15 protein-coding genes are annotated in these 19981 nt (G+C 68.1%); 9 read left to right on the plus strand and 6 right to left on the minus strand.

Annotation, left to right across the window (positions count from 1 at the left end; all coding sequences use genetic code 11):
- Positions 1-199: 199 nt before the first annotated feature.
- Both AC3WRI_RS10725 and AC3WRI_RS10730 read left to right on the plus strand, forming a co-directional pair.
- The gene (locus AC3WRI_RS10725; protein WP_010813645.1) at positions 200-1123 is read left to right on the plus strand and encodes a DMT family transporter; all 924 of its coding nucleotides are present in this window, start codon (positions 200-202) and stop codon (positions 1121-1123) included.
- Positions 1124-1172: 49 nt separating this feature from the next.
- Positions 1173-2030 (plus strand): sulfurtransferase, encoded by an 858-nt coding sequence (locus AC3WRI_RS10730; protein WP_492293302.1) that lies wholly within the window; start codon positions 1173-1175, stop codon positions 2028-2030.
- A gap of 2 nt (positions 2031-2032) precedes the next feature.
- On the opposite strand, the gene AC3WRI_RS10735 is transcribed toward AC3WRI_RS10730, so the two are convergent.
- From AC3WRI_RS10735 to polA, 4 genes are all read right to left on the minus strand, one after another.
- Entirely contained in the window at positions 2033-2923 is an 891-nt protein-coding gene (locus tag AC3WRI_RS10735) for a ZIP family metal transporter (protein WP_011615804.1), read from the minus strand.
- 121 nt (positions 2924-3044) lie between these two features.
- Positions 3045-3923: a dienelactone hydrolase family protein gene (locus AC3WRI_RS10740; protein WP_010813648.1), complete on the minus strand. Its 879-nt coding sequence runs from the start codon at positions 3921-3923 to the stop codon at positions 3045-3047.
- Positions 3924-4081: 158 nt separating this feature from the next.
- A complete protein-coding gene (locus AC3WRI_RS10745) occupies positions 4082-5407 on the minus strand; it encodes an NAD(P)/FAD-dependent oxidoreductase (protein WP_058696656.1) in 1326 nt (441 codons plus the stop codon).
- 157 nt (positions 5408-5564) lie between these two features.
- On the minus strand, positions 5565-8369 hold the full coding sequence (gene polA / locus AC3WRI_RS10750; RefSeq protein WP_492293303.1) for a DNA polymerase I: 2805 nt from the start codon (positions 8367-8369) through the stop codon (positions 5565-5567).
- A gap of 4 nt (positions 8370-8373) precedes the next feature.
- Between polA and AC3WRI_RS10755 the strand changes: the two genes are divergently transcribed.
- From AC3WRI_RS10755 to AC3WRI_RS10770, 4 genes are all read left to right on the plus strand, one after another.
- The gene (locus tag AC3WRI_RS10755) at positions 8374-9321 is read left to right on the plus strand and encodes an LOG family protein (RefSeq protein WP_011615808.1); all 948 of its coding nucleotides are present in this window, start codon (positions 8374-8376) and stop codon (positions 9319-9321) included.
- Positions 9322-9541: 220 nt separating this feature from the next.
- A complete protein-coding gene (locus AC3WRI_RS10760) occupies positions 9542-9976 on the plus strand; it encodes a membrane protein (protein WP_010813652.1) in 435 nt (144 codons plus the stop codon).
- 131 nt (positions 9977-10107) lie between these two features.
- Entirely contained in the window at positions 10108-11103 is a 996-nt protein-coding gene (locus tag AC3WRI_RS10765) for a homoserine kinase (RefSeq protein ID WP_058696658.1), read from the plus strand.
- Between the two features lie 5 nt (positions 11104-11108).
- Positions 11109-11915, plus strand: a complete 807-nt coding sequence (locus tag AC3WRI_RS10770) for a BPSS1780 family membrane protein (protein ID WP_010813654.1) — start codon at positions 11109-11111, stop codon at positions 11913-11915.
- Between the two features lie 74 nt (positions 11916-11989).
- Here the strand turns inward: AC3WRI_RS10770 and AC3WRI_RS10775 are convergent, their stop codons facing one another.
- Positions 11990-12748: an IclR family transcriptional regulator gene (locus AC3WRI_RS10775; protein ID WP_010813655.1), complete on the minus strand. Its 759-nt coding sequence runs from the start codon at positions 12746-12748 to the stop codon at positions 11990-11992.
- 207 nt (positions 12749-12955) lie between these two features.
- On the opposite strand from AC3WRI_RS10775, the gene sauS reads away from it, so the two are divergent.
- From sauS to AC3WRI_RS10790, 3 genes are all read left to right on the plus strand, one after another.
- Positions 12956-14437, plus strand: coding sequence for an acylating sulfoacetaldehyde dehydrogenase (gene sauS / locus AC3WRI_RS10780; RefSeq protein WP_058696659.1), 1482 nt, complete (start codon positions 12956-12958; stop codon positions 14435-14437).
- Positions 14434-15963: an acyl--CoA ligase gene (locus AC3WRI_RS10785; protein ID WP_439670831.1), complete on the plus strand. Its 1530-nt coding sequence runs from the start codon at positions 14434-14436 to the stop codon at positions 15961-15963. Before sauS ends, AC3WRI_RS10785 begins: the two co-directional genes overlap by 4 nt.
- A gap of 212 nt (positions 15964-16175) precedes the next feature.
- Positions 16176-17468, plus strand: a complete 1293-nt coding sequence (locus tag AC3WRI_RS10790; protein WP_010813658.1) for an MFS transporter — start codon at positions 16176-16178, stop codon at positions 17466-17468.
- Positions 17469-17513: 45 nt separating this feature from the next.
- On the opposite strand, the gene AC3WRI_RS10795 is transcribed toward AC3WRI_RS10790, so the two are convergent.
- Positions 17514-19862, minus strand: coding sequence for a UvrD-helicase domain-containing protein (locus tag AC3WRI_RS10795; protein WP_010813659.1), 2349 nt, complete (start codon positions 19860-19862; stop codon positions 17514-17516).
- Between the last annotated feature and the right edge of the window lie 119 nt (positions 19863-19981).

Below are 19981 nucleotides of genomic sequence, written 5' to 3' on the forward strand. Positions count from 1 at the left end.
TGCGATAACCGCACAACGCACGCAAGAACGGACCGCCCCTGGCGGTCCGTTTCCCTTTGGGACGCGAAGTGCGCTGCTAGAATCATTGTCCGGTGCCGGCAGCCACACCGCTTGCGCGACGCGAGGCCAGACACGAAGCCCGCCCGCGCGCCGGACGCCTCTCCTTCCCGCTTCGTTTCGCTTCACCGCGCCCCTCGCCATGCAATCGCTCTGGATGCTGTTCGCCGCCTTCGCCTTCTCGTTGATGGGGGTTGGCGTCAAGCTGGCATCCGATCTCTACACCACCGGCGAGATCGTCTTCTACCGCGGCCTGATCAGCGTGGTCATCATGTGGGTGCTGCTGTCCTCGCGCGGGATCCCGGTGCGCACGCCCTACATGCTGTCGCACATCAAGCGCAGCGTGTTCGGCGTGACCGCGCTGATGCTGTGGTTCACCTCGATCTCGCTGCTGCCGCTGGCCACCGCGATGACGCTGAACTACATGTCGCCGGTGTGGATCGCGCTGATCCTGGGCGCCGGCGCGGCGCTGGCCGGCACCGGCGGCAATGCCGACCGGCGCCTGGTGCTGGCGATCCTGCTGTCCTTTGCCGGCGTGATCTGCCTGCTGCAGCCTTCGGTCGGCAAGGACCAGCTGACCGGCGGCCTGGTCGGACTGATCTCGGGCATGTTCACGGCGCTGGCCTATGTCGAGGTGCGCCAGCTCGGCCAGCTGGGCGAGCCCGAGGGCCGCATCGTGTTCTATTTCTCGCTGGTCGGCATGATCGCCGGGCTGGTGTGGATGCTGCTGGGCGGCGTCAGCGCGCATACCTGGTACGGCGCCGGCCTGCTGCTGGCCATCGGCATCCTGGCCACGCTGGGCCAGACCGCGATGACGCGCGCCTACAAGCGCGGCAACACGCTGCTGACCGCCAACCTGCAATACGCCGGCATCGTCTTTTCCAGCGTGTGGGGCATGCTGATCTGGTCCGACCGGCTGAACTGGCTGTCGTGGCTGGGCATGGGGCTGATCATCGCCAGCGGCATCGCCACCACGCTGATGCGCGCGCGCCAGGGCACCGATGCCAAGCCCACGCCGGCCACGCCGGTCAAGTCGCCGGAGGCGGAAGTCCATCCCGAGGTGTAGCATCCCCTGGTGAACTAGACCCCTTTCCATCGATCGCAACAGGATTCCCATGCAGAAACCGCTGATTTCCGTCACCGCGCTGCAATCGCTGCTGGCCACCCCCGGCGGCTGCGTCGTGATCGACTGCAGCTTCGACCTGGCCGACCCGGCCGCCGGCCGCGAGGCCTACCGCGCCGGCCACCTGCCCGGCGCCTTCTACCTGCACCTGGACAACGAGCTGTCCGGCCCCAAGACCGGCAGCAACGGCCGCCACCCCCTGCCCGACGCCGACGACCTGGTGGCGCGCCTGCAGGCGCTGGGCGTGGACGACGACACCCCGGTAGTGGCCTACGATGCGCAGGGCGGCATGTTCGCCGCGCGGCTGTGGTGGCTGTTGCGCTGGCTCGGCCACGATGCCGTGGCCGTGCTCGACGGCGGCAAGGACGCCTGGGTCAAGGCCGGCCTGCCGCTCGAACACGATGCCACGGAAGAGCCGGAATTCCCCGGCAAGTTCCAACGCCGCAGGTCGCTGGCGCCGACCGTCGACGCCGCCGCGCTGGTGGACAACCTCGAGCGCGCCTCGCTGCTGGTGGTGGATGCGCGCGCGCCCGACCGCTTCCGCGGCGAGAACGAGACGCTGGACCCGGTTGGCGGCCATATCCCCGGCGCGGTCAGCCGCTTCTTCAAGGACAACCTGGGCGCGGACGGCCGCTTCAAGCCGGCCGAGACCCTGCGCGCGGAATTCGGCGCAGTGCTGGGTGCGCGCGCCCCGGCGCAGGCAGTGATGCAGTGCGGCTCCGGTGTCACGGCCTGCCACAACCTGCTGGCGCTGGAAGCGGCCGGCCTGGGCGGCGCGGCGCTGTACCCGGGATCATGGAGCGAATGGTGCGCCGATCCGGCGCGCCCGGTCGCTACCGGGGCCGCCTGAAGTCAGCGTGACGAGGCAATGGGCGCGGCGGGCGCAATATGGCCGTGCCCGCCGTGGCTGTGGCTCTCGTGCACGCCGTTGGTGATGAAGACGATCGCCGAGATGCCCGCGGCCACCAGCACCACCTGGATCGCCGACTCGCGCCAGCGCGGCTTGCGCTGCATCTGGGGCATCAGGTCGCTGACCGCGATATAGAGGAAGCTGCTGGCGGCAATCACCAGCACGTACGGAATCCAGCCGCTCAGCTGGTCGAGCAGGAAATACCCGACCACGCCGCCGGCGATGGCCGCCAGGCTCGACAGCAGGTTGAAGGCAAAGGCACGGGCCTTGGAGAAGCCGGCATTGAGCAGCACGATGAAGTCGCCGACTTCCTGCGGGATCTCGTGCGCCGCGATCGCCAGCGCGGTGACCACGCCGATATGCGGATCGGCCAGGAAGGCCGCCGCGATCACGATGCCGTCGGCAAAATTGTGGAAGGTGTCGCCGACCAGGATGGTCAGGCCGCTGCGCCCCGCTTCCTCGCGGTCATGGCCGTGGTGGTGGTGGTGCCCGTCGCCCTCGTGGTGGTGCGAGTGACGCAGCAGCGAGATCTTTTCCAGCAGGAAGAAGCCGAGCAGCCCCGCCAGCAGCGTGCCGAACAGCGCGCGCGGGTCGGCGCCGGACTCGAACGCCTCGGGCAGCGAATGCAGCAGCGCGGTGGCCAGCAGCACACCCACTGAAAAGCTCACCATGCGCTCGACCACGCGGGACGCCACCGTCAGCGACAGCAGCGCCGCCCCGAAGATGCTGCCCACCCCCGAGATCGTGGCGGCGAGCAGGATATACAAAAGCGTCGAATGGATGATGGGCTCCCGGGGTGGCGGTACCGGGCGGCCCCGCCGTTCCGCCCGCATCGCGCCGGGCGGCTAACGCAACAATGTTGCAATAACTCAAAGGCCGCATTGTACGTATCCGCCGGGACTTTGCAATCCTGCTGTCGGGCGAGAGGCGCCTCGCGGCGCCGGGACGGCCGGATCAGGCCACGCCGTGCTGCCTGAACCAGTCCAGGCACTTCTGCCAGCCATCCCTGGCATCGGCTTCACGGTAGCTGGGCCGGTAATCGGCATGGAAGGCATGGCCGGACTCGGGGTAGACGATAAAGCGCGAGGCCTTGGCGTCCGGGTCGGACGACGCCGCCAGCGCGGACTTCATCCTCTCCACCTGCTCCTGCGGGATGCCGGTGTCCTTGCCGCCATACAGGCCGAGTACCGGGGCATGGAGCTGGCCGACCAGGTCGATGGGATTCTTCGGCTTGAGCGGGGTCGGCTCGGGCGCCAGCTGGCCATACCAGGCCACGCCGGCCTTCAGGCGCTTGCTGTGCGCTGCATAGAGCCAGGTCATGCGCCCGCCCCAGCAGAAGCCGGTGATGGCCAGGCGCGACACGTCGCCGCCGTTGGCACCGGCCCAGGCCACCGCGGCGTCCAGGTCGCCCATCACCTGCGCGTCAGGCACCTTGGCAATCACCTCGCGCTGCAGCTCCTGGATGGTGCCGAAGCTCTGCGGATCGCCCTGGCGCGCGAACAGTTCCGGCCCGATCGCCAGGTAGCCCAGCTTGGCAAAGCGCCGGCACACGTCGGCGATATGCTCGTGCACGCCGAAGATCTCGCTGACCACCAGCACCACCGGCAGGTTCTTCTTGCCTTCGGGCTGGGCGCGGTAGGCCGGCATGCTGAAGCCGCCCGAGGGGATGGTGACCTCGCCGGCGCTCAGGCCGGCAAAGTCGGTCTTGATGGCCTGCTGGGCCATCACCGGCAGCGCGGCCGCCGCAAAGGCGGAACCCAGCGCCGTCTTGACAAAGCCGCGGCGGTCGAACGTCTGGCCGGGGACGAGGCTATCCACTTCCGGTTTGAGCATGCGTGTCTCCAGGATCGTTGGTGGCTGGGCCGGGATGCGGCGCCAGCGGCAGATTTTAAGCAGACATGGAGAAAACATGGGGCGGCCTTGCAGCCACCCCCGCACGCCACCAGCCCGCGCGGCATGGTGCAGCGCGGGAAGCCCCGGCCCGGCGCGCGTCAGTGCAGCTTGACGCGCGGGCTGGTCTTGCGGCGCAGCCAGTGCGAAACCGTGTCCAGCGCCATGCCCACGGCGCCGTGCAACGCCATCACATGCATCCGGTACAGCGACGTGTACATGACGCGCGCCATCAGCCCTTCGATGAACATCGAGCCGCCGATCAGCCCGCCCATCAGGCTGCCCACTGCGCTGAAATGCCCCAGCGACACCAGCGAGCCGAGATCCTTGAAGGCGAACGACGGCAGCGGGCGCCCGTCCAGCCGCGCGCGCAGCGCGCTGTAGAGGAAGGTGGCCTGCTGGTGCGCGGCCTGTGCGCGCGGCGGCACCGTGGTCTGCTTCTCGGCCCACGGGCAGCTGGCGCAGTCGCCGAAGGCGAAGATGTCCGGGTCGCCCTCGCTCTGCAGCGTCGGGCCGACCACGATCTGGCCCTGGCGGCTGACCGGCAGCCCCAGTGTGGCCAGCACCGGCGGCGCGGTGATGCCCGCCGCCCATACCGTCAGGTCGGCATCGATATGCTTGCCGCTGGCGGTCAGCACCGCCTGCGGCGTGACCTCGGTCACGCGCTCGCTGGTCAGGACATCGACGTCGAGCTTCTTCAGCAGCTTGGCGGTCTCGACCGAGACCCGCTCGGACAGCGCCGGCAGGATGCGCGGGCCGGCCTCGATCACGTGGATATGCACATCGCGGCGCGGATCAAGCTGGTGCAGGCCGTAGGCGCTGAGCACGTGCGCGGTGTTGCGCAGTTCGGCCGACAGCTCCACGCCGGTGGCGCCCGCGCCAATGATGGCCACGTCAACGCGCGGCCGGCCGTCCGCGCCCACGCGCCCGCGCCCGTTCTGGGCCCGCACGCAGGCCGCGATCAGGCGCTTGCGGAAGCGCTCGGCCTGCGCCACGACGTCCAGTGCGATGGCATTCTCGGCCGCGCCGGGCACGCCGAAGAAATGCGTGACGCAGCCGATCGCCAGCACCAGCGTGTCATAGGGCAGCTCGCGCGCCGGCAGCAGTTCGGCGCCGTCCTCGTCGAAGCTGGCCGAGACCGAGATGGTCTTGCGGATGCGGTCGATGCCGGTCAGCTCGCCCAGCTGGAACTCGAAGTGATGCCAGCGCGCCTGCGCCGCGTATTCCAGCTGGTGCGTGTTGGGGTCCATGCTGCCGGCTGCCACTTCATGCAGCAGCGGCTTCCAGATGTGGGTGGGCAGGCGGTCCACCAGCACCACCTGCGCCTGCCCCTTGCGGCCGAGCTTGTCGCCCAGCTTCGTTACCAGTTCCAGCCCCCCTGCTCCCCCACCGACGACAACGATGCGAGGCGTCCTTGTTTCTGTCATGGTCTACCTGATGCGTTTTTGTAAATTCTTGCCTGAGGCGTTTGCCACAGTCTGCTGCATTGCAGCATAACTGGCAAGCCGGTAAGCCTGACTCGGCAGTCGCTTCATTCGATACCACAACGCATGGGCGGCGCAGGCTGGCTGACAGGCGGCCTCGTCAGTGCGCTTCTTCCCAGTTGGCGCCACTGCCCACTTCGGCCACCAGCGGCACGCGCAGCTGCGCCACCGAGCACATCAGCTCCGGCAGCCGCACCTTGACCAGCTCCAGCTCATGCTCCGGCACCTCCAGCACCAGTTCATCGTGCACCTGCATGATCTGGCGCGTCTGCAGCCCGTCGCGCTCCAGCCAGCCCTGCACCGCGATCATCGACAGCTTGATCAGGTCGGCGGCGGTGCCCTGCATCGGCGCGTTGATGGCGGCGCGCTCGGCGGCCTGCCGGCGCGGGCCGCTGCCGCCGTTGATGTCGGGCAGCCACAGCCGGCGGCCGAACACGGTCTCGACATAGCCTTGCTCGCGCGCGGTCTGCCGGGTCTCTTCCATGTAGTGGGCCACGCCCGGGTAGCGCATGAAATAACGGTCGATGTAGTGCTTTGCGGCCTCGCGCTCGATACCCAGGTTGCCGGCCAGGCCGAACGCGCTCATGCCGTAGATCAGGCCGAAGTTGATCACCTTGGCGTAGCGGCGCTGCTCGCTGCTGACGGCCTCGCGCTCCACGCCGAAGATCTCGCCGGCCGTGGCGCGGTGGATGTCCTCGCCGTTGGCAAAGGCGCGCAGCAGGTTCTCGTCGCCCGAGATATGGGCCATGATGCGCAGCTCGATCTGCGAGTAGTCGGCCGACACGATCACGCTGCCGGGCTCGGCGATAAAGGCTTCGCGGATGCGGCGGCCCTCCTCGGTGCGCACCGGGATGTTCTGCAGGTTGGGCTCGGTCGACGCCAGCCGGCCGGTCACCGCGGTGGCCTGGCCGTAGCTGGTGTGCACGCGGCCGGTTTGCGGGTTGACCATCTTGGGCAGCTTGTCGGTATAGGTGGACTTGAGCTTGGCCAGGCCGCGGTAGTCCAGCAGCAGCTTGGGCAGCGGGTAGTCCTCGGCCAGCTTCTGCAGCACCTCTTCGTCGGTCGAGGGCGCGCCGCTGGCGGTCTTCTTCACCACCGGCAGCTTCATCTGGCTGAACAGGATCTCGCCGATCTGCTTGGGCGAGCCCAGGTTGAAGGGCTGGCCGGCGGCCTCGTAGGCGGCCTGCTCCAGCGCCAGCATGCGCTGGCCCAGCTCGGCGCTCTGCGCGGCCAGGCGTTCGGCATCGATCAGCACGCCGTTGCGCTCGACCTTCTGCAGCACCACCGAGACCGGCATCTCGATCTCTTCATACACGCGGCGCAGGCCCGCCGCGGCTTCCACCTGCGGGAACATCTTGCGGTGCAGGCGCAGAGTCACGTCGGCGTCTTCGGCAGCGTATTCGGTGGCGCGCGCCAGGTCGATCTGGTCGAAGCCGATCTGGCTGGCGCCCTTGCCGCACACCTCTTCATAGGTGATGGTCTTCAGGCTCAGCAGGCGCTCGGCCAGGCTGTCCATGCCATGGTTGCGGTGCGAGGCCAGCACGTAGCTCTGCAGCATGGTGTCGTGCGCCACGCCGCGCAGCTTCACGCCATGGTTGGCAAAGACATGGACGTCGTACTTGAGGTTCTGGCCCAGCTTCGGGCGGCCAGCATCCTCCAGCCACGCACGCATGCGCCCCAGCACGAACTCGCGCGACAGCTGGCCGTGGTCGGGCAGCCCGGCCACGTCCGGGCCACGGTGCGCCACCGGGATATAGCAGGCCACGCCCGGCTCGACCGACAGCGAGATGCCGACCAGCTGCGCCTGCATCGGGTCCAGCGAGGTGGTCTCGGTGTCGATCGCCACCAGCGGCGCGGCCTCGATGCGCCGCATCCAGTCATCCAGCTGGGCTTCGGTGCTGACCGTGTCGTAGCGGATCTCGGTCGGCGCGGCCTGGTCCGCTGCCGGTGCCTCGGCTGCGCCGGCCGTGGCCGACACATCGAACAGGCCGCCTTGCGCCGGCGCGGCGGCCGCGCGGGCGCGGGCATCGGGCAGGCTTTCGCCGGTCGCTTCGCGCAGCCAGGTCTTGAAGCCGTAGCGCGAGAAAAACGCCACCAGCTTGTCCTTGTCCTCGCCCGTTTCACGCAGCGCGTGGAAGTCCGCCACCGCGGCGGAGAGGTCGCAGTCGGTCTTGACCGTGACCAGCTGGCGCGCCATCGGCAGCCAGTCCAGCGTATTGCGCAGGTTCTCGCCGACCACGCCCTTGATGCCGGGGGCGGCGGCGATCACGCCGTCGAGCGAGCCATGCTCGGCCAGCCATTTGACCGCGGTCTTGGGGCCCACCTTGGGCACGCCCGGCACGTTGTCGACCGCATCACCGATCAGCGACAGGTAGTCGATGATGCGCTCGGGCGGCACGCCGAACTTGGCAACCACGCCAGGGGGATCGAGCACCTCGCCGCTCATGGTATTGACCAGCGTGACCTGGTTGTTGACCAGCTGCGCCAGGTCCTTGTCGCCGGTGGACACCACCGTGCGCACGCCCTGCTCCGTGGCCTGGCGCGACAGCGTGCCGATCACGTCGTCGGCCTCCACGCCATCAACCACCACGATCGGCCAGCCCATGGCGCGCACGGCCTCATGGATCGGCTCGATCTGGCGCGCCAGGTCTTCCGGCATCGACGGGCGATGTTCCTTGTAGGCCGGATACATGTCGTCGCGGAAGGTCTTGCCCTTGGCGTCGAACACGCAGGCGCTATACTCTGCCGGGTAGTCGTTGCGCAACTTGCGCAGCATGTTGATCATGCCGTAGATTGCCCCTGTGGGCAGACCCTCCCCATTCCTCAGGTCCGGCAGAGCGTGATAAGCGCGATACAGATAGCTCGATCCATCGACGAGCAAGAGTGTTTTTGGACTATCCGACATTCCCATGGACTCAAAATTGACTGGTGCCGCTGCAGGCGGTGCCTCGACCGCCCCCCTTGCTGACCCGGATGTTTCCGACATTTCCGGCGATACCGTACAACCCCCGCCGGAGGCTGCTTCCGAGCACGCCGCGGCCATCGCCGCGGCGGCCGATGCTGCTGCCGCGGGCAATCCGCCCGAAGTTGCTGCTGAAAAGGCCGCTGCTGCGGCCGCGCGCGCCAATCCGCGCAAGATGATCCCCAGCCTGCGTGCGCTGGCCGACGAAGACCGCGCTACCGCAAAGAAGGCGCGCGCCTCGTGGCAAATGTTCACGATTATGGCAGAGTTCATCGAGGCCACCGAGTACCTCTCCGAGATCCGCCCGGCCGTGTCGATCTACGGCAGCGCGCGCCTGCGCGAGGATTCGCCGTACTACCAGCGCACCATCGAGATCGCCCGGCTGTTTTCGGACGCCGGCTTTGCCGTGATCTCCGGCGGCGGCCCCGGCATCATGGAAGCGGCCAACAAGGGCGCGCATGCCGGCAAGTCCGCCAGCGTCGGCCTGAACATCGAACTGCCGCACGAGCAGCAGGGCAATCCGTACCAGGACATTGCCATGCGCTTTCGCCACTTCTTCACGCGCAAGGTCACCTTCGTCAAGAATTCGGACGCCTTTATCGTGATGCCGGGCGGCTTCGGCACGCTCGACGAGCTGGCCGAGGTGCTGACGCTGGTGCAGACCGGCAAGTCGCGCTCGGTGCCGGTGATCATGTTCGGCAGCCGCTTCTGGAAGGGCCTGCTGGACTGGTTCCGCTTCACGCTGCTGCCGATGGGCCTGATCGCCGAGCACGACCTGGACCTGATGAAGATCGTCGACGAACCGCACGAAGTGCTGGAAGCGGTCTACGACTACTACGAGCAGCGCGGCGGCGACAAGCCGATTCCGCCCAAGGAAGAGATGTTTTACCTGTAAGGCATGGACGCCGGGGCGCGCGGCGCCAAGCCACGTACCCGGCACCCGGCGCCCGTTGCGCAGGTGCCCCCCGGGGCACGGCAGCGGCCTGCGCACGGCAGGAATTGCTAGAATGGAACCTGTCCGTCTGCCAAGCCCGGCGCCGCCGGGTTGCAGTCCAACCGCTGCATGCCGCGGGGTTGCGCGCAAGCTGCGCCGCAGCCCCGCACAGGAGCACCTGATGACCTCCCCCTCCACCGCCCGCTCGGTCCGGCCCACGCGGTCTTCCGCCGTGGCCGGCGAGCCTGAATCGCCTGCCAGGCGGTCCGTGTCCAGCCTCGCCGCCGTGGCCGCCGCCGCGCTGGCGCTGGCTTCCGGCTGGGCCGTCGCGCAGGAAAGCAATGCGCTGACGCAGCAGGAGCTGAACCAGATCAACAACCAGCCGATCGCCCCGACGGCCAAGTCGCAACTGAACCAGCCGCGCCAGCCGAGCTTCCAGCTCAATGAACGCGATGGCACCCAGGTGCGCGAGTACCGCGACAAGGGACGGGCCACCGATATCCAGGTCAGGTCGGGTTTCGGCACTAAATACGAGATGAGCAAGCCGGAAGACAGCTCGCCCAAGATCCGCGAGCACGATGTCAACCGCGTGCCTTCGGTCAACCTGAAGTTCTGAGTTCGCTTGCCCACGGCCTGGCGTAAGCCCCAGGCCGCGCCGGCCCTCCGGCAGTGTCATGCCGCGGCGGCGGCCCGGACTTTGTCCGGAACCGGTGCCCGCCGCTTTCCGATTCGCTTCACACAACGAGTATGGCCGTATTCACCACGGTCTCGCAGGACGAGATCGCCCGCTGGCTGCTGGATTTCAACCTTGGCGAAGTGCGCGAGCTGCGCGGCATCGCCTCGGGCATCGAGAACAGCAATTTCTTCCTCACCACGGAGCACGATGGCCAGACGCGCCAGTATGTGCTGACCATTTTCGAGCGGCTCACGTTCGCGCAGCTGCCGTACTACCTGCACCTGATGGCGCACCTGGCCGAGCGCGGCATCCGCGTGCCCGCGCCGATCCCGGCACGCGACGGCGAGATCCTGCGCCCGCTCAAGGGCAAGCCCGCCACCATCGTCACGCGCCTGCCGGGCGCATCGCAACTGGCGCCCGACGCGCAGCACTGCGCTGAAGTGGGCGACATGCTGGCACGCATGCACCTGGCCGGCCAGGACTATCCGCGCCAGCAGCCCAACCTGCGCAGCCTGCCCTGGTGGCGGCAGACCGAGCCTGAGATCCTGCCCTTCCTGGATGCCGGCCAGCGCGCGCTGCTGCAGCAGGAGATCGCCCACCAGGCCGCCTTCTTCGCCAGCACGGACTACGCCGGCCTGGGCTCGGGCCCGTGCCACTGCGACCTGTTCCGCGACAACGCGCTGTTCGAGGAAGACGGCAGCGGACGCCACCGCCTGGGCGGCTTTTTCGACTTCTACTTCGCCGGCAACGACAAGTGGCTGTTCGATGTGGCAGTCACCGTCAACGACTGGTGCATCGACCTGGCCAGCGGCGAACTCGACCCCGCGCGCACGCAGGCCCTGCTGCGGGCTTATCATGCCGTGAGGCCGCTGACCGCCACCGAGGCCGCGCGCTGGCAGGACATGCTGCGCGCGGGTGCGCTGCGCTTCTGGGTATCGCGACTGTGGGACTTCTACCTGCCGCGCGAGGCCGACATGCTGCAACCGCACGACCCGACCCATTTCGAACGCATCCTGCGCCGGCGCATCGGCGCGGACCCTGCAAGCGCCCCGCTCCCCTGGATCTGATCCGTATGCAACTACTGGAAGTCCCTGCCAAGGAAGGCTACACCTGGTTCCGCCAGGGCATCTGGCTGTTCCGCAAGAACCCGCTGACCTTCCTGATGCTGCTGTTCGTCTACCTGATCGCCGCGCAGCTGGCCATCGTGGTGCCGCTGATCGGCATCATCGCGCTGCTGGTGGTCACCCCCGGCCTGTCGGTCGGCGTGATGACCGCATGCCGCGACGTGATCCAGAACAAGCGGGTGATGCCCACCGTGCTGCTGGCGGGTTTCCGCGCCAACGGCAAGGAAGCCACGCGCAACCTGCTGGTGCTGGGCGGCATCTACGCCGGGCTGGTGTTCATGCTGGGGCTGATCGCCGGCTCGGTGGTCGACATGAGCGCGCTGGTGCCGATCGTGCTGAAGGAAGAAGCGCCGACCGCCGAAGCGGTGCGCCAGCTGTACTACGCCATGCTGATCGGCGCGCTGCTGTACACGCCGATCGCGATGATGTTCTGGTTCGCGCCGCTGCTGGCAGCCTGGCACGGCGTGCCGCCGGTCAAGGCACTGTTCTTCAGCTGGACCGCGTGCTGGCGCAACCGCGGCGCCTTCCTCACCTACGCGGTGCTGTTCGCGATGCTGCTGGTGGCGATCCCGTTCTTCCTGGAGGCGGTGTTCAGCGCCTTCGGCGCGGAGACGGTGCTGTCGTTCCTGGTCACGCCATATTCGCTGCTGATGCTGGCGATCCTGTACTGCTCGTTCTATGCGACGTACCGGGGCTGCTTCAACGTGACGCCGCCGGGGGTAGATCCGACCGCGCCGGCAACTCCCGGGGCCTGAACAACGGGCGCTCGCTGCGCGATCGTGTGCTCCCTCTCCCGCTTGCGGGAGAGGGACCACACCGCCCTCACGGCCTATTCGCAGAACGTCTTCACCATCTCGTCCGCTGCCAGGCGCAGGTCCGGCACGAATCCCATCAGCTGGTCCATCGTCATGCGCGCCATCGGCACCTGCACGGCAATCGCCGCGCAGGCGCGGCTCCGGTTGCGCATCACCGGCACCGCGACCGCGATCATGCCTTCCAGGTTTTCCTGATTGTTGACCCCCAGGCGCCGCTGCCGTGTCTCGGCCAGTTCCGCGTGCAAGGCCTCGGCATTGGTAATGGTGTGCGCCGAATGCGCGCGCAGCGGCAGGCTGGCGACCAGGCGCTGGCGCTGCGCGCTCGGCAGGAACGCCAGCAGCAGCTTGCCGCTGGCGGTGCAGTGCAGCGGCACCCGCGAGCCCGGCTGCAGGTGCATGCGCAGCGGCCATTGCGTTTCCACGCGGTCCAGGTAGACCACGTCGTCGCCGGACAGCATGGTCAGGTTGCAGGTCTCACCGATCTTGTCGACCAGCTGCTGCAGGATCGCATGGCGCGCCGCCGCCGGACCTGCCTGCATCAGCACATTGACGGCCAGCTGCCGCACGCGCGACGAGCACTCGTAGTGGCGGTTGCCGGCAGTGCGCGACACCAGCCAAGTGCTTTCAAGCTGCTTGAGGATGCGGTGGACGGTCTGCTTCGGCAGCTCGATCGCCTGCACGATGGCCGCCAGCGACAGCGGTCCGTCGGCCGCGGACAGGATCTCGAGAATGCGGAAGGCGCGCACGGCGGCGGCATTCGAATGATTGCTCATGGATCAAATTTAAAGGATTCCGGGACGCATGGCCGTCCCGAAAACTGAATTCTCGATCGCACCCCGGCTGCGCGCTCGCGAAAGCGCACAAATTGGGACGGCCTGTCTGCCCCGCTTCACTAGATTCGATCCAGGGCCGCCGACGGTGCCGCGAAGTGCACGACAAAGCGCGGCGGCCCTAACCGTCCAAACCGCGGAGTCGAATCCATGAGTGTGCAAATACTGCATCGCCGGCAGTCCAACAATTCCGATTTGCCCCTACCGACGGCATCCCTGCCCGTGCAGCCAGCGCAAGCCGCGGCTGAAGCCGTCACTGCGGTCGTGGCCCGGGCCAGGCAGGCGCAGCGCGAGTTCGCGCGTGCCGACCAGGCCACCGTCGACACGGCAGTCGCCGCTGCCGCGTGGGCCATCATGGAGCCCGCGCGCAACCGCCAGTTGGCCGAGCGTGCCGTCGCCGACACCGGGCTGGGCAATGTCGACGACAAGATCCGCAAGAACCACCGCAAGACGCTGGGCCTGCTGCGCGACCTGCATGGCCGCAGGACGGTGGGCGTGATCGCGCAGGATGCGGCAGCCGGCATCACCGAGATCGCGCGGCCCGTGGGCGTGGTGGCGGCCATTACGCCTTCGACCAATCCTGCGGCCACGCCGGCCAACAAGATCATCAACGCGCTCAAGTGCGGCAACAGCGTGATCTTGGCGCCGTCGCCGAAGGGGCAGGACACCTGCGCGCTGCTGCTGTCGTTCATCCACGCCGAGTTTGCGCGCGCCGGCCTGCCCGCCGACCTGGTCCAGATGCTGCCCGCGCCGGTCTCGAAGACCGCGACGGCGGAGCTCATGCGGCAGGCCGACCTGGTGGTCGCGACCGGCTCGCAGGCCAACGTGCGCATGGCCTACACCTGCGGCACGCCGGCCTTCGGCGTGGGCGCCGGCAATGTGGCATCGATCATCGACGCCAGCGCCACGCTGGATGACGCGGCAGCCAAGGTGGCGCGCTCCAAGACCTTCGACAATGCCACCAGTTGCTCTTCGGAGAACAGCCTGGTCGTAGTCGACGCGGTCTACACGCCCATGCTCGACGCCTTGGCGGCGGTCGGCGGCGTGCTGCTCACGGCTTCGGAGAAAGCGCGGCTGCAGGCGCTGATGTGGCGCGACGCCAAGCTCGCCGGCAGCTTCACGGGACAGAGCGCGACCCGCATTGCCGAGCTCGCCGGGCTGGAACGCGTGCGCGCGCTGCAGCCCGCGATGCTGCTGGTGGAGGAAACCGGTGTCGGCAGCGACTACCCCTTCTCCGGCGAGAAGCTCTCGCCCGTGCTGACGCTCTACCGCGCGACCGACTTCGCGGCGGCGGTCGAGCGCGTGGCGAGCCTGTACGCCTATATGGGCGCCGGGCATTCGGTCAGCCTGCATTCGTCCAACCCGCGCCATGCGCTGCAGCTTGGACAAGAGCTGCCGGTGGCGCGCGTGATCGTGAACCAGGCGCACTGCTTCGCCACCGGCGGGAATTTCGACAACGGCCTGCCGTTCTCGTTGTCGATGGGCTGCGGCACCTGGGGCGGCAACAACTTCTCGGACAACCTCGGCTGGCGCCAATACCTGAATATCACCCGCATCGCCGTGCCCATCGCCGAGCACGTGCCCGATGAAGCGGACCTGCTGGGCGACTACTTCGCGAGGGTCGGCAAATGAACGCGCGCACGGAACCCGAAGTGTTCGACACGCTTGCCGCGCTGATTGCCGTGCGCGCCGCGCAGTGGCCCGACAAGCCCTACCTGTTGTCCCCGGACAGCGGCCATGCGCTCACTTTCGGCGCGCTGGCGACGGACGCCGGCACGCTCGGCCGCAGCTATGCGGCAGCCGGCCTGGGCAGCGGCCAGACGGTGTCGGTGTACCTGCCCAACGGCGAGCAGACCGCGCGGCTCCTGCTCGGCACCATGGCCTGCGGGCTGGTGGTCAATCCGATCAACCTGCTGTGCCAGCCGGCGCAGCTGCGCTACATCCTGGCGCACTCGGATACGAGGCTGGTCTTCACCTGGCCCGACGGAGAAGCCGCCATCCGCGAGGCCCTGCGCGAGGCCGGACTGGACGTGCCGGTGCTCGTCACCGCGCCCGATGCCAACAGCCTGCCGGCACTGCCTGCCACGCATGATGCTGCGTCGCCACTGCCCGCACCGCAGCCTGACGCGCCCGCGCTGCTCATGTACACGTCTGGCACCACCGGCACGCCCAAAGGCGTGCTGCTGACGCAGCGCAACCTGGTGGCCAACGGCACCAACGTCAGCCGCGAGCACTGCCTCGGGCCGGCCGACCGGGTGCTGGCGACGCTGCCGCTGTATCACATCAACGGCCTGGTCGTGACCGCGATCGCGCCGCTGGTGCACGGCGGCTCGGTGGTGATGCCGATGCGCTTTTCCGCCAGCGCGTTCTGGCAGGACAGCGCGCGCCACGGATGCACCTGGCTGAACGTGGTGCCGACCATCATCGCCTACCTGCTGAACGATCCGCACGGCCAGGCCCCGGCCGGCGTGCGCTTCTGCCGCTCGGCCTCGGCCGCGCTGCCGCCCGAGCATCACCGCGCCTTCGAGGCGCGCTTCGGCATCGGCGTGATCGAGACCATGGGCATGACCGAGACTGCCGCACCGGCGTTCAGCAATCCGCTCGACCCGGGCCAGCGGCGCATCGGCAGCATCGGCAGGCCATCTGGCACGCGCGCACGCGTGCTCGGGCGCGACGGCAAGCCGGCTCCTGACGGACAGGTCGGCGAGATCGTGCTGCAGGGCGAGAGCGTGATGGCGGGCTACTACAAGGCGCCGGACATCACGCGCGAGGCCTTTACGCACGATGGCTGGCTGCGCACGGGCGATCTCGGCTACCGCGACGCCGATGGCTATTTCTACATCAGCGGGCGCGCCAAGGAACTGATCATCAAGGGCGGCGAGAACATCGCCCCGCGCGAGATCGACGAGGCGCTGCTGCGCCATCCGGGCGTGCTCGAAGCCGCGGCGGTAGGCGTGCCGGACCCGGCCTACGGGCAGGAGATCGTTGCCTACGTGGTCATGCGCGAGGCCGCGCGCTGCGATGACGCGGCGCTGCGCGCGCATTGCCTGCGCGAGCTGGGCCGTTACAAGACGCCGAAGGAGTTCCGCTTTATCGCCGAGCTGCCGCGCGGCCCGTCCGGCAAGGTGCAGCGGCTGAAGCTGCTCGACCACGCCTGAACCTTCCCCCTTCCACAACCCTCGCCAAGGAGCCTGCCCGACCGGAATCCACCAGACCAGGAGACACGACTCAAGACTGCAGACAGATTGCTCAAGGACGGGGCAGCGCGGCCGGCGCCGCGCCCCCGGCGCGCCGCAAGCGCATGGCTACGGACCGTGTGCCGGCCGCCGCCCCGTCAACACCACGCGCGCGCCGCGCATAGGAGGTGGTTATGAAGCAACGTATCAAGACCCGGCACATGATCCTGGGCGTCATGTGCCTGATGTATTTCATCGCCTATATCGACCGCGTCAACATTTCGGTCGCCGCCCCCCTGATCCGCGAGGAAATGGGACTGACCACATCGCAGCTGGGGCTGGTGTTCTCGGCCTTTGCCTACCCCTATGCCGCCATGCAGATTCTCGGCGGCTGGATGGCTGACAAGTTCGGGCCCAAGAAGGTGCTGATTGTCCTCTCGCTGATCTGGGGCGTGGCCACCGTGCTGACCGGCTTCGCGGGCAGCGTGCTGATGCTGGTGGTGCTGCGCTTCGTGCTGGGCATCGGCGAAGGCGGTGCGTTCCCGACCGCGACGCGCGCCTTCACCTACTGGATGCCGGTGGCGGAGCGCGGCTTCGCGCAGGGCATCACCCACAGCTTCGCGCGGCTGGGCGGTGCGATCACGCCGCCGGTCGTGCTGGTCATCGTGGCCGCCGCCGGCTGGCGCGAAGCCTTTATCGTGCTGGGCGCGGTCAGCCTCGGCTGGACCTTGCTGTACGCCTTCTTTTTCAAGGATTCGCCCGACAAGCACAGCCGCGTGACCGCGCAGGAGCTGCAGGAGATCGGCTACCGGCACGGCGACAGCCGGCAGGCCGCCAAGGCGGCCACGCCGTGGCGGCGCCTGTTCCGGCGCATGTGGCTGGTGACCTTCGTCGACTTCTGCTACGGCTGGTCGCTGTGGGTCTACCTGACGTGGCTGCCCTCGTACCTGAAGGAGGCGCGCGGCTTCGACCTGAAGCAGCTGGCGCTGTTCACCGCGCTGCCGCTGATGGCCGGCGTGGTCGGCGATACGCTCGGCGGCGTGCTGTCGGACCGCATCTACAAGCGCACCGGCAACCTGCGCCTGGCGCGCGGCGCGGTCCTGTTCGTGGGGCTGGCCGGCTCGCTGATGTTCATCGCGCCGATGACCTTCACGGCCGATGCCGTCAACGCGGTGATCCTGCTGTCGCTGTCGTTCTTCTTCCTGGAGCTGACCAACGCGGTGCTGTGGAGCCTGCCGCTGGACATCGCCGGCAAGTACGCCGGCACCGCGGGCGGCATGATGAACACCGGCTTCGGCGTGGCCGGCATGGTGTCGCCGGTGGTGTTCGGCTACCTGATCGAGCGCACCGGCAGCTATGACCTGCCGTTCATGATCTCGGGGGCGCTGCTCGGGGTTGGCGCGCTGGCCTCGCTGTTCATCAATCCGCTGCTGACAGTGGACAGCCCCGACGAAAAGGCTGGCGAGGTCCGCCACGCCCTGCCCTGAGCCGCCCGGGTCGCGGCATGGCGCGCGCAGCGAAGCCGGACTCGTTCAGTCGATCGCGTCCAGCTTCGCCACCGACAGCGCCAGCCACTTGGCGCCGTTGCGCTTGAAGTTGATATTGGCGCGTGCGTCGGTGCCCTCGCCTTCCAGCGCGGTGATCACACCTTCGCCAAACTTGTTGTGGAACACCGACTGCCCCACCCGGAAGCCGGTGCCGGCCTCGCGCTTGGCATCGGCATAGCCGTTGCCGTTGTCCATGCCGCCGGTGGGGCGCGTGCCGGTATAGGGCACGTCCTCGGGCTTGCGGAACCAGTCGCGGCCCCAGGCGCTGTCGCGCTCCTGGCGGCGCACGCCGCCGTAGCCCTGCGCCGGCGGCGTCAGCCACTTGAGCGAGGCCTCGGGCAGTTCCTCGAAGAAGCGCGAGCGCACGTGGTAGCGGGTCTGGCCGTGCAGCATGCGGCTTTGCGCGAACGACATGTAGAGCCGCTTGCGCGCACGCGTGATCGCCACGTACATCAGGCGGCGCTCTTCCTCCACGCCGTCCGGGTCCATCATGCTGTTCTCGTGCGGGAACAGGCCCTCTTCCATCCCGGTGATGAAGACCACGTCGAATTCCAGCCCCTTGGCCGCATGCACGGTCATCATCTGCACCGCGTCCTGGCCGGCCTGGGCCTGGTTGTCGCCGGCTTCCAGCGAGGCATGGGTCAGGAACGCGACCAGCGGCGTCATCACCACCGGCAGCGCTTCCGGATCCAGCACCTGCTGGGCCTGGTCGCCGTCGGCCAGTGCCGGGGCGGCGGGGCTGCGGTCAACCGGGATCACCGCGGCCAGCGCTTCCAGGCCGTAGCCTTCCTCGACCACGAAGGCCTGCGCGGCGGTCACCAGTTCCTGCAAGTTCTCGATGCGGTCCTGGCCTTCCTTCTCGCCCTGGTAGTGGGTGATCAGGCCGCTGTGGTTGATCACGTACTCGACGGTCTCGGCCAGCGTCATGCGGCGCGTGTCCTCGCGCATCTTCTCGATCAGGCGTGTAAACGCCGCCAGCTTGCTGCCGGCCGCGCCGGGCACGTAGGCCACCGCCTCGGCCAGCGCGCAGTCATACTGGCGCGCCATGTCCTGCAGCACTTCCAGCGAGCGCGCGCCGATGCCGCGCGCCGGGAAGTTGACCACGCGGCCAAAGGCTGCATCGTTGCGCGGGTTCTCCAGCAGCTGCATATAGGCCAGCGCGTGCTTGATTTCGGCGCGCTCGAAGAAGCGCAGGCCGCCATAGACGCGGTACGCGATGCCGGCCGAGAACAGCGCATGCTCGATCACGCGCGACTGCGCGTTGCTGCGGTACAGGATGGCAATCTCGGCGCGGCTGGCGCCCTGCGCGATCTGGTCGCGGATCTCCTCGATGATCCAGGCGGCTTCCTGGCCGTCGGAGCCGCCCTGGAACACTCGCACCGGCTCGCCGTGGCCGGCGTCGGTGCGCAGGTTCTTGCCCAGGCGGCGCGCGTTGTGCGAGATCAGGTGGTTGGCCGAATCCAGGATATGCCCGTGCGAGCGGTAGTTCTGCTCCAGCTTGATCAGCCGGCGCACGCGGAACTCGTGCTCGAAGTCGCGCATATTGCCGACGTTGGCGCCGCGGAACGCATAGATGCTCTGGTCGTCGTCGCCCACGGCAAAGACCGCGGCCGGGTTCTGCGTGCCGTAGCCGGCCAGCAGCTTGAGCCACTGGTACTGCAGCACGTTGGTGTCCTGGAACTCGTCGACCAGCACGTGGCGGAAGCGGTGCTGGTAGTGCTGGCGGATGGCGTCGTTGTAGCGCAGCAGCTCGTAGCAGCGCAGCAGCAGCTCGGCGAAGTCGACCACGCCTTCGCGCTGGCACTGCAGGTCGTAGGCGGCGTAGAGGTCGACAAAGCGCTTGTTGAAGTCGTCGTTGGCCTCGACGTCGGCCGGGCGCAGGCCCTGCTCCTTGGCGTTGTTGATGAAGTACTGCAGGTTCTTGGCCGGGTACTTCTCATCGTCGACGTTGAGCGACTTGAGCAGCCGCTTGAGCGCCGAGAGCTGGTCCTGGCTGTCCAGGATGGCAAAGGTCTGGGGCAGCCCGGCGTCGCGGAAATGCGCGCGCAGCATGCGGTTGCACAGGCCGTGGAAGGTGCCGATCCACATGCCGCGGGTGTTGATCGGCAGCATCGACGACAGCCGCGTCTGCATTTCCTTGGCGGCCTTGTTGGTAAAGGTCACCGCTAGGATGCCCGCCGGCGAGACCCGGCCGTTCTGGATCAGCCAGGCGATGCGCGTGGTCAGCACGCGGGTCTTGCCGCTGCCCGCGCCCGCCAGGATCAGCGCCGGTTCGTCAGGCAGGGTGACGGCGGCTAGTTGTTCGGCGTTCAGGTTGGCAAGCAGGTCGGACATCGGATCAGCCTTGTGGATTGACGGCAATTATACCGGCGGGCCCTGTCCTGCAAGTCACATCCGGCGGGGCCGGATGGCCGGGAAATAGGCACCAGCCTGCCACCCCCGTATAATTTAAC

The sequence above is a fragment of the Cupriavidus sp. FW305-27 genome (assembly GCF_058787995.1).

What these genes read in the sequence shown, in the direction of transcription:
- sauS (WP_058696659.1), top strand. Translation starts at nt 12,956, where the DNA reads ATGAGTGTGCAAATACTGCATCGCCGGCAGTCCAACAATTCCGATTTG.
- AC3WRI_RS10725 (WP_010813645.1), top strand. Translation starts at nt 200, where the DNA reads ATGCAATCGCTCTGGATGCTGTTCGCCGCCTTCGCCTTCTCGTTGATG.
- AC3WRI_RS10755 (WP_011615808.1), top strand. Translation starts at nt 8,374, where the DNA reads ATGGACTCAAAATTGACTGGTGCCGCTGCAGGCGGTGCCTCGACCGCC.
- AC3WRI_RS10790 (WP_010813658.1), top strand. Translation starts at nt 16,176, where the DNA reads ATGAAGCAACGTATCAAGACCCGGCACATGATCCTGGGCGTCATGTGC.
- AC3WRI_RS10735 (WP_011615804.1), bottom strand. Translation starts at nt 2,923, where the DNA reads ATGCGGGCGGAACGGCGGGGCCGCCCGGTACCGCCACCCCGGGAGCCC.
- AC3WRI_RS10795 (WP_010813659.1), bottom strand. Translation starts at nt 19,862, where the DNA reads ATGTCCGACCTGCTTGCCAACCTGAACGCCGAACAACTAGCCGCCGTC.
- polA (WP_492293303.1), bottom strand. Translation starts at nt 8,369, where the DNA reads ATGTCGGATAGTCCAAAAACACTCTTGCTCGTCGATGGATCGAGCTAT.
- AC3WRI_RS10745 (WP_058696656.1), bottom strand. Translation starts at nt 5,407, where the DNA reads ATGACAGAAACAAGGACGCCTCGCATCGTTGTCGTCGGTGGGGGAGCA.
- AC3WRI_RS10740 (WP_010813648.1), bottom strand. Translation starts at nt 3,923, where the DNA reads ATGCTCAAACCGGAAGTGGATAGCCTCGTCCCCGGCCAGACGTTCGAC.
- AC3WRI_RS10760 (WP_010813652.1), top strand. Translation starts at nt 9,542, where the DNA reads ATGACCTCCCCCTCCACCGCCCGCTCGGTCCGGCCCACGCGGTCTTCC.
- AC3WRI_RS10765 (WP_058696658.1), top strand. Translation starts at nt 10,108, where the DNA reads ATGGCCGTATTCACCACGGTCTCGCAGGACGAGATCGCCCGCTGGCTG.
- AC3WRI_RS10785 (WP_439670831.1), top strand. Translation starts at nt 14,434, where the DNA reads ATGAACGCGCGCACGGAACCCGAAGTGTTCGACACGCTTGCCGCGCTG.
- AC3WRI_RS10775 (WP_010813655.1), bottom strand. Translation starts at nt 12,748, where the DNA reads ATGAGCAATCATTCGAATGCCGCCGCCGTGCGCGCCTTCCGCATTCTC.
- AC3WRI_RS10770 (WP_010813654.1), top strand. Translation starts at nt 11,109, where the DNA reads ATGCAACTACTGGAAGTCCCTGCCAAGGAAGGCTACACCTGGTTCCGC.
- AC3WRI_RS10730 (WP_492293302.1), top strand. Translation starts at nt 1,173, where the DNA reads ATGCAGAAACCGCTGATTTCCGTCACCGCGCTGCAATCGCTGCTGGCC.